Raw genomic sequence first — 13,297 nt, 5'->3', positions numbered from 1 at the left:
AAATCAAAAGATTAGAGAAATTCGTGAATTCGTGGCGAAAAACTTTGTAATCTGTGGCAAAAATTTTAGGCTATTTTAAGCGTTTTTGTAATTGATAATCGTAAAGAGATGGAATTTTTTCAATTGGTGTGTTCAAAAATTCAATATAAGGATCAATATCGTATTTGATTTCAAATTTCGCATTTCCGTGAACGCCAATAATTCGGGCTAAAGCGCCATCTTTCATTCCATATAATAAAACTGGTTTTGAAGTATCTGGATTTTCAACTTGAACGTTTAGATTCCAAAACGTACTGAAAGGTCCATGAGAAGGTTTCCAGTAATCGGCTCCGCCACCGCCAAACAAAGCGTAACTATTGTTTTTGTCAGCCTTTAAATGAACCGTAATATTATCAAATAAATTTTGATGATTGGCTCCCGAATGCTGGTCTAAAACCGGATCTGTAAAAATTTCACAGTTTTGATACACGTTTTTTGTCGCAAAAGTGTTGAAACTTAACGGATGAACGGCTGAATTATAAATTTTCAGATTCTTCACCAAAATGTTATGCACACCGCCTAAAGTTACGGTGTAATGTGCTAAATGCGGACCATCTGTCGTAATATCCTGAATAGTAACGTTTGAAACTTCCTCGGCTAAAATACCGCTGTCGGCATTGGTGATTTTTACATCTTTAACCCAGCTGTTGAAAAGACGAGTCAGGAAAATACCGTTATTTCCAGGTTCGACATGATGTGCCACTCGTGGAATATCAGGAAAAGTAAAACGAAGATGCTCAATTCCGACTTCATTTAAATGTTTCCATTCTACTAATTGCGCCTGATAACTCGGTTTTATCGAAATGGTTAATGGCGTTTTTAAAGTGATTTTAGAACCAGAAATTTTAATGATTTCTACCTGTTGCCTTACAATGGGAAGTTTTGGAAATTTCCAATGATGCGAACCGGGTTTTACTTTGGAACCTTGATATAAATCTTTGATTATTTCGCCGTTTTCACCGTCTTTATTAAACAACTGCAGTTCGACAACATCGCCGACTTTTAAGCCTTTTACATCAGAAACGGTTATAATATGTTCACCCATTTTCCCCGAACTTACTTTTGCCAACGGATTTGATTCTGGCTCGTATTTATCGAGATATGATTTTACACGCTCGCCCGGAACCTGCGTCCAAATAAAACCGCCAGACCATGCATATTGTGAAAAAGGAAGATCGATATTGTTTTCGGGTTCGCGCTGTCTTTTGTCGAAAGTGGTTAAATATTCCCGAAGTTCTGCCAAAACCTCAGAATCTTTAAGATAAATCATAGGTCTTGGACAATAAATTTCGGTTCCGTTATCAGCAGAACCAGCGCCTCGAAGTACAAAATTGCTTCGTTCGATATACAAGATATCACTTAGAATAATTCGTCCCGCGGGTAATTGTAAAATTACGTTTCCTTCAACGGCATTCGCTGCTTTAAAAGCTTTTAAAAGCGCTTTGGAATCGTCTAGATTATCATTTGCTTTTACGCCAAAATCAACAGCATTAATGATTTTTCCGTTCACTTCAGGAATTTGGCTTTCGCCGAAATGATAGCCTGCATAGCTGAAATCAGGCAGATAATCGGTTTTTGAAGTAATAATCTTAGGTGATTCCTGCGAAAGCAAAGTATTCATGAAAAGACCGCAGGATGTAAGAAGGATTTGGCGAATCATGGTTTTGTGGTTTTTGTGGTTAGTTAGTTTTTTTGAGAGTTTGCTGCTAAGGCGCTAAGCAAAGGTTTTTATAAAGCTTTGTGTTTTAATCTCACAAAGTCGCAAAGCTTTTGTATCATTAAGCCAAGATTTTTCTTCTTTCTCAGATCTTGCAGATTTAGCGATTTTTTTTTCATAGCCAATGGTTTTAACCATGGAACGCAACGTAAATCACAATACGTTTCCCAAGGTTGAAACCTTAGGCTATGTTTGCTTTTATGTTTAAAAATTTTGTGTCATAGCGAGATTAAAAAACACAAGTTTATTATTTATTTCACGCAGATTTAAAATGATTTAAGCAGATAGCGCAGATTTATTAAATTTTAAATCGTATTAAAATCTGCTCAATCTGCCAGATCTGCGTGAAACAAAAACTTTGCGTCTCAGCAACTTCGCGAGACTAAAAATACAAAGCTTAAAAAAAACTTCGTGTCTTGGCGCCTTAGCGGCAAAACCCTTATTATAAAGATCGTTTTATTCCAATCTCAAGTCCGCGGAGTTCTGCAAGACCTCTTAAACGGCCGATAGCAGAATAACCCGGATTTGTTTTTTTCTTCAAATCATCCAGCATTTGATGTCCATGATCCGGACGCATTGGCAATTTGCTGTTGTTTCTTTTTTCAACTTCTAAAATAGCTTTCACCACTTCGTACATATCAACGTCACCTTCTAAGTGGTTTGCTTCGTAGAAACTCCCTTCTTCGTCGCGTTGTGTACTTCTTAAGTGAATAAAATTCATTTTATCGCCGTGACGTCTTACGATTCCTGGCAAATCATTATCAGCACGAACACCGTAAGAACCTGTACACATAGTAAATCCGTTTGATGGAGAAGGAGCAGCGTTCATTAATTCGATCAAATCTTCTTCGGTGCTTACTACTCTTGGCAAACCTAAAATCGGGTAAGGCGGATCGTCTGGGTGAATAGCCATCAAAACTCCTTTACTTTCGGCAACAGGAATAATTTCTTTTAAAAAGTAAAAAAGATTATTCTTTAAAGCTTGTCTGTCAATATGATTGTAAGCGCTTAATGTTACTAAGAAATCTTCAACCGTATACGCTTCTTCTGCACCTGGAAGTCCAGCTAGAATGTTCTGCTGTAATTTTACCTTATCTTCGTCAGTCATAGCGTCAAAATAGCTTTTTGCTTTTTGTTTCTGCTCTTCAGAATATTCGTTTTCAGCGCCTGGTCTTTTTAAAATATGCAGTTCAAAAGCAGCAAAAGCATTTATGTCAAAACGCAACGCTTTTGAACCGTCTTCAACCGTGTAAGACAAATCAGTTCTCGACCAATCTAAAACAGGCATGAAATTATAGCACACGCATTTAATGCCGCATAAAGCTAAATTGCGAATGCTTTCTTTATAGTTTTCAATATATTGAAGATAATTTCCAGTTTGTTTTTTAATGTCTTCGTGAACCGGAATACTTTCTACAACCGACCAAGTTAAGCCAGAAGCTCCTTTTTTTGGATCGCCGTCTTCGTGTTCGATTTCTACTTTTCTTTTAATGATTTCGTCGATGCTCCAAACTTCTCCGTTTGGAATATGGTGTAAAGCGGTTACAATTCCGGTTGCTCCGGTTTGTTTAATATCTTGTAAAGAAACAGGATCATTTGGTCCGAACCATCTTAATGTTTGTTCCATTTTTATATTTTTTATTTCCTGCAAAGTTTTCAAAACCTTGTAGGTATAGTTGGTTATTAATTGTCTTAAGTTAAGCCTACAAGGTTTTGAAAACCTTGCAGGAGCGAGAAATATTAAATACTTGTAGCGGCAAAACCACCGTCTACTTTTAATATAGTTCCTGTTACGAATTTCGACATGTCGCTGCATAAAAATAAAAGCGCTCCGTCGATATCTTCTGGAGTTCCAAATCTTCCCATTGGGGTATGGTCGATGATTTTTTCGCCTCTTGGTGTAAGTTTTCCTTCTGGTGTAAGCAATAAAGCGCGGTTTTGCTCTCCGATAAAAAAGCCTGGAGAAATAGCATTTACACGAATTCCTTCGCCGTATTTTTGAGCCAGTTCAACCGCCATCCATTGTGTGAAATTATCAATCGCCGCTTTTGAAGCCGAATACCCAACTACTCTCGTTAAAGGTCTTTGCGCCGATGCCGAAGAAATGTTGATGATGTTTCCTGATTTCTGTTTCGCAAAAAGTTCTGCAAAAACCTGAGTTGGAAGCATAGTTCCAATAATGTTCAAATCGATTACTTTTTGAAGATCATCGCTTTTCATGTCATAAACGGCCTGATCCGGCTGAATCGTTGCGCCCGGCATGTTTCCTCCGGCAGCATTAATCAGGATATCAAGACGTCCGTATTTTTCAACAATAAAATCTCTTACTTTTTCTATTTCTTCTTTATTTAAAACATTGGCCTGAACAGCAAAACCTTGTCCGCCGTGTGCTTCGAGTGCTTTTACAGTGCTTTCTGCTTTTTCTAGTGACTGCGAAACGATCCCGACAATAACGCCTTGTTTGGCTAATACATTTGCAAAATTGCTTCCTAAAACTCCGGCACCTCCCGTAATCAGAGCAATCTTTCCTTTTAAATTGAATATTGAATCCATTTTTTTAGTTTAAAATTTCAATACTTAAATTCCAAATTCCAATTTGGAAAATAAAGTAGGGTTATGGTTTAGTTTAATATTTAAGTTTTAATTGCGTTTTGAAACTTCAAACTTCAAAGTTGGAGTTTGGAATTTGGAATTTCAAAATTTTGGACTTTTTTAGATTCTGACTTTAAAAACCAATTTTTTCAGGAAACCTTCGCTAATCATAGCGGCATGAACATCTTCTGGAAATAAAATTGCAAACTGTTTTTCTTGAAGTTCAAAAAACATATCTGGTTTGTCGTGAAAAAAACGAACGTCTTTCTCATCGCTGTATTCACCATTTGGATGTACACATTTTTCCCTTGGTTTCCACGCAAAAGTTTCAGGACCTTGTATCGAAATCTGAATGTCAATGTTTTTATCATGGCATTCAAAACCTTTTATACTTTCTTCTCTTGAAGTTCCATCGCCGTGTATTACAATTAATTTTAAACCTTCATTGATTTCAATAATTCCAGGTTCTAGATTTGTAATATCGGTTTGATTAACATATTCAAATGCTTTTTGAAAATTGTGGTGCAGACTATAGTATTTAGCTGCATTATGTACAGAATCTATTATCATCTTGTTTGGTTTAGTTTTGATTATCAAAGCTTTATTTAAGTAAATTACACAAAAAAATAAAGTTATTTTTACAAATTGTGTAATTTTGCGTGTACGCACACGGTATTTTACAAATGTATGTAAATTGTGATGTAAAACAACTTATTTTTGCTAAAAAAATATAATTTTACAAAAGCCCTTTTATTATTTTAACTTAAAAAGAATCAATATCTTAACAATTAAGAAAATAGCCGAATTGGCAAATATTTCAGCCGGAACAGTGGACAGAATTATTCATAAACGCGGACAAGTGGCTCAGGAAACTGTAGACAAGGTCAATGCGATCATTGAAGAGTTTGGCTATAAACGCAATATTCTTGCTAGTAATCTGGCTTTAAATAAAAAGTTCCATTTTGCAGTTTTTCTTCCTAAATCTGAAACGCTGGAATATTGGCAGAGTCAGGCAGACGGAATTGAAAAAGCCGCTTTGGAGTTTGGTAAATTCGGGATTGTGTTGGATTATTTTTTTTATGATTATAATCTGGCTTCTTTTAGAGAATCTGCTAGAAAAGTGATGGAATTTGACTGCGATGGTTTATTGTTTGCACCCATTTTTTATGAAGATTCGGTTCAGTTTTTAAAAGAATATGAGCAGAAAAATATCCCAATTGTAATGATTGATTCGAATATTTCAGAAGAAAATAAACATGCTTATGTGGGACAAAATGCTTTTCAGAGCGGTTATCTGGCGGGAAGATTAATCAGTTTTGCGGTTAAAAATGAAAGACAGGTGTTGATTTTTAAAATCACGCGCGAAATCGAAAGTACGTCAGTTTATCAGCAGCGAATAAAAGGATTCTATTCGTATTTTAAAGATCATGACGAATTGACGAATTTTAAATTTTCAGAATTTACTTTAAAAGATTCTGGAATCGATCAGCTGAATTTGGAAATGTTTTCGGGTGTAAACAGTGTTTTTGTTCCCAATTCGCGTGCCTATATTGTGGCTGAATTTTTAGAAAAAAACAATATCAAAGGTGTCCGAATTATTGGTTTCGATTTGCTGAAAGAAAATATAGAATATCTAAATAGAGGCGTTATTGATTTCTTAATCAATCAAAGACCCGAAGATCAGGGGTATATGGGAATTAATTATCTGTATAAAAAACTGGTTCTTCAAGAAGAGACAGAACGAACGCATTATATTCCGCTGGAGATTATTTTAAAGGAGAATTATTTTCCTGCTAAGCGATAGTTTTTTTGCCACGAAGGCGCAAAGTTTTTTAATCTCGCAAAGTCGCTGAGGCGCAAAGTTTTTAAGACATAGAAAGGCAAACATAGCCCAAGGTTTCAACCTTGGAAAACGTATTGTGATATGCGTTGCGTTCCAATGGTTGAAATCATTGGCTATATTTAATCTTAGGAAAAATCTTCGCGCCTTCGCGCCTTCGTGGCAAAACCATTATTTCTTAACCTTCACAATCAAAGGATTATTAACCTTTTCAGCAAAAGAACTCAAATATTTTTCCCATTCTTGTTTGGTTTGAAACGGACTTCCTTTTTTCCATCCAAAACCAACATAATAAATGGCTTTGTTATTTTTAACTGCGATATTTCCGTAAAGATTGCTTAGATCTTTTTCATTGGTAACGTGATTGTCGAAACTTTTTAAAGTGTTTTTTGGAGCAACAAGTCCAATTCCGATTTCAGAATCATCGATAGGTTCCCAATAACTCAGCCAGCCTTCTTTTAAATTCGTGCCGATAGTTCCCTTTTTCTCATGAAGCGTCAATCCCGCAGCAATTTGATTTGTTCCGGTAATGTTAATTTCAAAGCGGGAAAGCTGGCTTCCGTAATCTAAGCTGATTAATTTCGATTCGGTTATTTTGTTTCCTTTAGCGTCCCAATCCGCATACGTTAAAATAAAGCTCGTTCTGATTGGGCCGGTTGTAATGGTTTTCCAGCTGATGAAATTTTTTGAAAAATAATATTTCCCATCCACTTTTACGGCAATTCCGCCCACGCCGCGGCTGTCACCAACATGAAAATTATCCAGACCTTCGCCCGTATCTTTGTGATATGTTCCAGTTCCGTTGGTGGCTTTTTCATACCATTTATTGATGATAGGATAATCGACTCTTTTCAGCCAAGCATCGATTCCGCTTGTTAAAGTTCCGCCTGCAATATTGTCTTCCACCATTTTTTGAGCTACTGGACCGTACGTTCTAAAAGCGACTTTGTTATTTTCCCAAGCATAATCGTCTGTGCGTTCTGGAACAAAGCGAGAATAACAGCTGATTACTTTTGAAGCGGAAGGATTTGTCCCGATTAAAACTTCAAAATCTTGTTTGGATGAAGCTTTAATTTTAGGTTGAAACAATAAAACATCAGCCGTTCCGTCTCCGTCAGTATCTACAGTTTGGGTTTCTAAAAATGTATCGCCGTTTTTTATGGCATAATCTTCGAGTTTGGCATTTGCCGCTAATCCAAGAGATTTTTTGGTTAATTCGGTGGTTTCGAATTCTCTGTCAACTTTTAAATTGTTGGTAACCGTTATGGTTTTATGCTGAGAGAAAGCAGTAAAATTCGCTGTGAGAATGGTTATGATGAAAAGATGTTTTTTCAAAGTGTCAAGTTTTTAATTTTTTAATCGGTTTGATAGAATGTTATAAAAGTACAAATCAAAAAGGTATTGGAAATACAAAATAGGGGTAATTCTGTACAGAATGTTGATTATGAGTTTGTTTTTAAAAATAGTTATAAATGAAAAACGTATCTTTAGTATAAATATTGAAAGATGAAACAAAGCGCTGGAATATTAGTATATAAATTTATAGATAAAATGATCTTTTTCTTTTTGGTTCATCCGGGAGGTCCCTTCTGGAAGAATAAAGATTTAGAAAGCTGGTCAATCCCAAAAGGTGAATTTAATAATGAAGAAGATCCGCTTGAAGCAGCAAAACGTGAATTTCAAGAAGAAACCGGTGTTGAAGTCGAGGGAGATTTTATTGAATTGGAATATGTAAAACTTAAATCGGGTAAAATTGTGCATGCATGGGCGGTTGAATTTGATCTTGACGAAAGTTTAATAAAAAGTAATGATTTTGAAATAGAATGGCCTCCTAAATCTGGAAAATTTCAAAGTTTCCCCGAAATTGATCGTGCCGAATGGTTTCAAACTGCTGATGCTTTAAAGAAAATAAATCCTGCACAAGCTGATTTTATTATTCAGATGGTTTCTAAAATTTCGGCTTCATTGTAAACAATATACCGTTTTACGAGATAATTTTGTACTTTCAATTTAGTTTGCCAATTGAATAATATATGGCAGTTTTAAAATGAAATTTAAGTTATGGAAGTAAAATGTATAATTTTCGATTGTGACGGAGTTTTAGTCGATACAGAAAAAATAGGCAACGGAATACTGCTGGCAATGGCGCAGGAACATGGTTTTGAGATGGAATTGGAAGATGCGTACCGTCATTTTAACGGCAGAAATCTGAAAGACTGTTTTCGTCATATTGAAGAAGCAATCGATCAAAAACTGCCTGAAAATTTTGAAACTGAGTATCGTGAAAAAAGTTTCGAAGCTTTTAAAACGCAGGTAAAACCGATGAAAGGAATCGAAGCTTTTATCGCAAAATTAAAAATTCCGTATTGCGTAGCTTCAAGCGGTCCAGTTGATAAAATCCGTTTAAATCTTGAAGTGGCAGGTTTGCTGGATAAATTTGAAAACAAAATATTTAGTTCATACCAAATTGGCAGCTGGAAACCAGAACCTGGAATTTTTCTGCATGCAGCCAAAGAAATGGGTTTTGAAGTACAAGACTGCATTGTAGTTGAAGATAGCAAGGCTGGTGTAAAAGCCGGAGTCAGCGGCGGATTTAAAGTATATGGCTTTGCCAATGGTTTTAATAACAAAGATTTGCAGGAAGAGGGAGCAATACTGTTTGATAGTTATGAAGAATTAAGCAGGCTTCTTACTTTATGATATTTGTAAAAACACAAACTGCCCGCGAAGTTTTGCGGGCAGTTTGTGTTTAAAGTATTTTATTTTATAAAAGTTAGAATATCATTATTGATGATTTCAGCATTTATAGTTGGCATTCCATGAGAGAATCCTGGATAAGAAATTAATTTTCCGTTTTTCAACAGTTTTGCTGCTCTTGGTGCCTGAGCATAAGGCACAATCTGGTCATCTTCTCCATGTAATACAAGAACGGGAATGTCTAAACTTTTCAAATCTTCTGTAAAATCTGATTCAGAGAATGCTTTAATACCTTCATAATGAGCTAAAACTGAACCCATCATTCCTTGACGCCACCAGTTTTGCTTAATGCCTTCCTGTACAGTTTGTCCTTCGCGGTTCCAGCCGTAAAAGGCAATAGGGAAATCATAAAAATACTGCGCTCTGTTAAATCCTGTTCCTTTTCTAATTTCGTCAAAAACAGATAATGGAACACCTTCTGGGTTCGACTCGTTTTGAATCATTATTGGAGTTACCGCACTTATAATAACTGCTTTTGCAATACGCCCTTTTCCATATTGTGCTGCGTAACGGATTACTTCACCACCTCCAGTTGAATGTCCAACATGAATGGCATCTTTTAAATCTAAATATTCAGTTAATTCTGCGATGTCTGATGCATAAGTTTCCATATTGTTTCCTTCAGAACTTTGACCAGAACGACCATGTCCACGGCGATCGTGAGCAATTACTCGGTATCCTTTTTGAAGGAAAAACATCATTTGTGCATCCCAGTCATCGCTTGATAATGGCCATCCGTGGTGAAAAACAATCGGCTGCCCTGTTCCCCAATCTTTGTAATAAATTTCTGTTCCGTCTTTTACTGTAAATGTGCTCATGATTTTTAGTATTAAATTGTTATTATTTGTTATTTTGATTTTAATGGTAAATTAATTTTTGTTTTTTAACGTTTACTGTATATAATATTCAGTTTTGTTGTGATTATGATGCAAATTTATTGTAGGAAGGTCTGTATATCGATTAATCTAGATTAAGAAGTAAAAAAAATGTTCCAGAAAATATTTTTTTACTCTTAGAATAGTGTTGAGCTTTTTTATTTCAGTCTTTTTTCTTTCAATTTTACTATTCGTAATAACTAATGTAATTTGTTACATTAAAATAAATTTTTATATATTTGAATTTCGACATTCGTTTTTTTAGTTGGTTATTGGTATTGAATTATTAATAAGCTTCGGGAATAAAACGAATTTTTTTGCCTAAAAATGGCTTTCCCAAAGGGTCATTTTAAAATTGTGATTTCAAATCGCAAATAAATAACCTACAGACAGAAACAAAATGACGAAATTTATAATTAGACTTTTAGTTCTATTACTGCCGCTTATTTCTCCAGTTGCTACTTCCCAGATAAAAAAAATTGGAGTTCCTTTTATAACTAGTTATAGTCCAAAGATGTATAAAGCCGCGTCTGAAAATTGGGACGTTTTACAAAATTCCAGAGGCATGATGTTTTTTGCCAATCATTTTGGTATTCTGCAGTTCGACGGCGTGCGATGGAGTATTGTTACCCAGCCGGAAAACCGAAGTATGGTGCGTTCTCTGGCGATTGATAAAAATGATAAAATGTATGTGGGGGCTCAAGGCGATTTTGGATATGTAATCCAATTGCCAAACGGACAGTATCAATATACTTCTCTTGTAAAATTGATTCCGGTTTCTGCTCGAAATTTTGGTGATGTTACGCATACTGTAATTCAAAATAATAAAGTGATTTTCTTTTCTTCTGAAGGAATTTTTATTTACAATAACAATAAAATCAAAGTTTTACAATCAAAAGATAATTTTGATGATTTTTTTGAAGTGAATCATGAAATCTATGTTTCAGATAATGCGAAAGGACTTTTAAAACTTCAAAACAACAAACTTCTTTCAGTTCCCAATGGAGAGCAATTAATTGGAAAGAAGATTCGAAAAATCTTTAATACAAAAAACGGATTGCTATTGCTTACGCAGAAGGAAGGGCTTTTTACGTATCAAGACAATGAAATAAAACCATTTTTGACGGAAGTGGATTATCTGCTGAAGCAAAATCAAATTTCAACAGGTATTGCATTTTCTGATGGATATTTCGGAATTGGAACTCGTCAAAGCGGGTTGATAGTTGTAGATAGTGCGGGACGTTTGATTCAGCACATCAACAAACAAATGGGACTTCAGAATGATTATGTTACGAATTTAAAAACCGATAAAGAAGGTAATTTGTGGGTAACGCTTAAGGAAGGAATTTCGCTTATACAGATTTCATCTCCTTTGTCCCGAATTTTAGACAGTTCAAATTCTGAAACGAAAATATATAACAGCTTGATTTATCAGAATAAATTATACATCGCTACAGACAACGGTTTATTTTGGCTCGATTGGAATGAATATAAAAACGGGAAAAGAGAAAATGTTCATTTTCAGCATGTTTCGGGTATGTATGAAAACGTTTGGAATATTGGTGTTTTTGGCAATTCGCTTTTGGCTTTTGAAAAAAACGGAATATTTGAAGTCAACGGTAATGTTGCAAAAACAATAGCCAAAATTGATGGCGCTTGGAAAGGGATTCTGATTCCGAATCATCCTGATTTACTGCTTGCTGGCGGTTATACGGGTTTGTATCTTTTGAAAAATACAAATGGTTCGTGGGTATATCAGCATAAAATAAAAGGTTTTGAGGAAAGCAGCCGTGTTATTGAAACCGAGAAGGACGGGAGTATCTGGATTGCACATGGTTACAAAGGGATTTTTAAACTCAAGCTGAATACCACTTTTGATGCTGTTTCTGAACTTCAGTTTTACAATCAGAAGAATGGATTTCCATCGAGTTTGTTTCTGAATACATTTAAAATTGATAATCAGATTTTATTTGGTACCACTAAAGGAGTTTACAAACAAAATCCGGTTTCAAAAAAGATGGTTCCAGATCCTGTTTTTAAAAAATATCTCGGACTCGGAAGTCATATACGTTTATTAAAGCCAGATAACCAGAATAATATTTGGTATTTATCGGGAGAAAATACAGGAAAAATGATTCAGAAATCGAAGGGGAATTATCAAATCGATGAACTTCCTTTTCGAAAGCTCCGCTATTTGTATGTGCCAGGATTTGAAAATATTCAGACAACTGCAAGTGGCGATGTATTTTTTGGAACACAAGACGGATTGATTCATTACAGTGCTGTTAAAAACAAGAAGTACCAAACGAAATACAAAGCGGTTATTTCTGAAGTAAAATGCATTTTTCCTAAAGATAGTTTGCTGTTTTCAAGCCGGTACGATGTGCTGCCAAACAAAACAGGATCACCAAATGATACGTTTTCGGTAGAACTTCCGTATTCAAATAATGCGCTTCATTTTTCTTTTGCATCTTTGTTCTTTGATGATGCCGAAGCTACGACTTATGAATATTGGCTGGAAGGTTTTGAACCAGAATGGTCAGATTACAGCATTCAGACCGAAAAAGAATATACCAATCTGCCTGAAAACGAATATGTTTTTCATGTAAGGGCAAAAAATATTTATGGTGTAGTAAGCGAAGAAGCCGTTTTTAGGTTTGAAGTTTTACCGCCTTGGTATAGAACTATTTGGGCTTATATTTTGTATTTTATATTGTACGGCGTTGTGATTTATTCGGTAATAAAATACCAGAAATCAGTTGCAGAACGTCAGCGTCAGCAATTAATCCTGAATCAGGAAAAAGAACTGCTTCGAAGCCGTGCAGAACTTAATGAGCAGAAACTGACATTGGAGCAGGAGAATATGAATATTATGCGTGAAAACCTCGAATCGACTATTAATCTTAAAAATGCAAAAGTTGCTTCGAGTACAGTGAATTTGATTCATTTAAATGAAATCCTGCTTTCTATAAAAGATTTAATTACACAAATTGACAAGAAAAACGACCCGAATGTCAACTTTAGTTTATTGGCCAAAATCAATAAATTAATTGATCATGAGCTGCAGGGAGATAAACAATGGAATGAGTTTGAGGAAATCTTCAATCAGCTTCATGATAATTTTATGCAGCGTTTAAAATCTACTTATCCAGAATTGACTCCACGCGATATGAGATTGTGTGCGTATCTGCGGATGAACTTCAATACAAAAGAAATTGCACCGCTTTTAGGAATTTCAGTTCGAGGAGTGGAAGATACCCGATATCGTATTCGTAAAAAATTGCAACTTCCATCTGATACGAACATAACTGAATTCATTCTTAATTTTTAATTTTTTATTGTGAAGTAAAATCTTAAGTGGTTCTACTGGGATTTCACGGTCTATTGTGGTAATTTTTTTCAAACACCGTAGTCAAACCGTACTCAAAAATGTAAGTCTAGCCTGATTTATTTGTTAATATTGTCCTTCAATTCGGC

11 protein-coding genes are annotated in these 13,297 nt (G+C 35.2%); 4 read left to right on the top strand and 7 right to left on the bottom strand.

Annotated features, from left to right (window positions below):
• Positions 1-70: 70 nt before the first annotated feature.
• The 5 genes from P2W75_RS16040 to P2W75_RS16020 all read right to left on the bottom strand — a co-directional run bounded on the left by P2W75_RS16040 (position 71) and on the right by P2W75_RS16020 (position 4,918).
• Complete coding sequence (locus P2W75_RS16040; RefSeq protein ID WP_276381255.1) at positions 71-1,699, bottom strand: hypothetical protein; 1,629 nt, start codon at positions 1,697-1,699, stop codon at positions 71-73.
• A 54-nt stretch (positions 1,700-1,753) separates the two neighbouring features.
• Positions 1,754-1,894 carry a hypothetical protein gene (locus tag P2W75_RS16035; RefSeq protein WP_276381254.1) on the bottom strand — a complete coding sequence of 47 codons (141 nt, stop codon included), beginning with the start codon at positions 1,892-1,894 and terminating at the stop codon, positions 1,754-1,756.
• A 304-nt stretch (positions 1,895-2,198) separates the two neighbouring features.
• On the bottom strand, positions 2,199-3,383 hold the full coding sequence (gene uxuA / locus P2W75_RS16030; protein WP_276381253.1) for a mannonate dehydratase: 1,185 nt from the start codon (positions 3,381-3,383) through the stop codon (positions 2,199-2,201).
• A gap of 113 nt (positions 3,384-3,496) precedes the next feature.
• The gene (locus tag P2W75_RS16025) at positions 3,497-4,309 is read right to left on the bottom strand and encodes an SDR family oxidoreductase (protein WP_276381252.1); all 813 of its coding nucleotides are present in this window, start codon (positions 4,307-4,309) and stop codon (positions 3,497-3,499) included.
• 159 nt (positions 4,310-4,468) lie between these two features.
• Complete coding sequence (locus tag P2W75_RS16020; protein ID WP_276381251.1) at positions 4,469-4,918, bottom strand: YhcH/YjgK/YiaL family protein; 450 nt, start codon at positions 4,916-4,918, stop codon at positions 4,469-4,471.
• Between the two features lie 160 nt (positions 4,919-5,078).
• Between P2W75_RS16020 and P2W75_RS16015 the strand changes: the two genes are divergently transcribed.
• Complete coding sequence (locus P2W75_RS16015; protein ID WP_373921646.1) at positions 5,079-6,152, top strand: LacI family DNA-binding transcriptional regulator; 1,074 nt, start codon at positions 5,079-5,081, stop codon at positions 6,150-6,152.
• A 207-nt stretch (positions 6,153-6,359) separates the two neighbouring features.
• Here P2W75_RS16015 and P2W75_RS16010 read toward each other — a convergent pair whose 3' ends face one another.
• On the bottom strand, positions 6,360-7,523 hold the full coding sequence (locus tag P2W75_RS16010; RefSeq protein ID WP_276381250.1) for a DUF4861 family protein: 1,164 nt from the start codon (positions 7,521-7,523) through the stop codon (positions 6,360-6,362).
• Positions 7,524-7,694: 171 nt separating this feature from the next.
• Here P2W75_RS16010 and P2W75_RS16005 point away from each other — a divergent pair, with 171 nt between their 5' ends.
• Positions 7,695-8,159 carry an NUDIX domain-containing protein gene (locus tag P2W75_RS16005; protein ID WP_276381249.1) on the top strand — a complete coding sequence of 155 codons (465 nt, stop codon included), beginning with the start codon at positions 7,695-7,697 and terminating at the stop codon, positions 8,157-8,159.
• A 90-nt stretch (positions 8,160-8,249) separates the two neighbouring features.
• Complete coding sequence (locus P2W75_RS16000; protein WP_276381248.1) at positions 8,250-8,888, top strand: HAD family phosphatase; 639 nt, start codon at positions 8,250-8,252, stop codon at positions 8,886-8,888.
• Positions 8,889-8,947: 59 nt separating this feature from the next.
• On the opposite strand, the gene P2W75_RS15995 is transcribed toward P2W75_RS16000, so the two are convergent.
• On the bottom strand, positions 8,948-9,763 hold the full coding sequence (locus P2W75_RS15995; RefSeq protein WP_207295851.1) for an alpha/beta fold hydrolase: 816 nt from the start codon (positions 9,761-9,763) through the stop codon (positions 8,948-8,950).
• 457 nt (positions 9,764-10,220) lie between these two features.
• Between P2W75_RS15995 and P2W75_RS15990 the strand changes: the two genes are divergently transcribed.
• Entirely contained in the window at positions 10,221-13,151 is a 2,931-nt protein-coding gene (locus P2W75_RS15990) for a triple tyrosine motif-containing protein (protein ID WP_276381247.1), read from the top strand.
• Positions 13,152-13,297: the final 146 nt, after the last annotated feature.

Source organism: Flavobacterium sp. H4147 (assembly GCF_029360735.1).
In the GTDB taxonomy this organism is placed as follows: domain Bacteria; phylum Bacteroidota; class Bacteroidia; order Flavobacteriales; family Flavobacteriaceae; genus Flavobacterium; species Flavobacterium endoglycinae.
The sequence above is the reverse complement of the archived record's forward strand: the minus strand, read 5'-3'. Positions and strand labels throughout refer to the sequence as shown.

Coding starts and splice junctions, on each gene's coding strand:
- P2W75_RS16040 (WP_276381255.1), bottom strand. CDS start 1,699: ATGATTCGCCAAATCCTTCTTACATCCTGCGGTCTTTTCATGAATACT.
- P2W75_RS16035 (WP_276381254.1), bottom strand. CDS start 1,894: ATGGTTAAAACCATTGGCTATGAAAAAAAAATCGCTAAATCTGCAAGA.
- uxuA (WP_276381253.1), bottom strand. CDS start 3,383: ATGGAACAAACATTAAGATGGTTCGGACCAAATGATCCTGTTTCTTTA.
- P2W75_RS16025 (WP_276381252.1), bottom strand. CDS start 4,309: ATGGATTCAATATTCAATTTAAAAGGAAAGATTGCTCTGATTACGGGA.
- P2W75_RS16020 (WP_276381251.1), bottom strand. CDS start 4,918: ATGATAATAGATTCTGTACATAATGCAGCTAAATACTATAGTCTGCAC.
- P2W75_RS16005 (WP_276381249.1), top strand. CDS start 7,695: ATGAAACAAAGCGCTGGAATATTAGTATATAAATTTATAGATAAAATG.
- P2W75_RS16000 (WP_276381248.1), top strand. CDS start 8,250: ATGGAAGTAAAATGTATAATTTTCGATTGTGACGGAGTTTTAGTCGAT.
- P2W75_RS15995 (WP_207295851.1), bottom strand. CDS start 9,763: ATGAGCACATTTACAGTAAAAGACGGAACAGAAATTTATTACAAAGAT.
- P2W75_RS15990 (WP_276381247.1), top strand. CDS start 10,221: ATGACGAAATTTATAATTAGACTTTTAGTTCTATTACTGCCGCTTATT.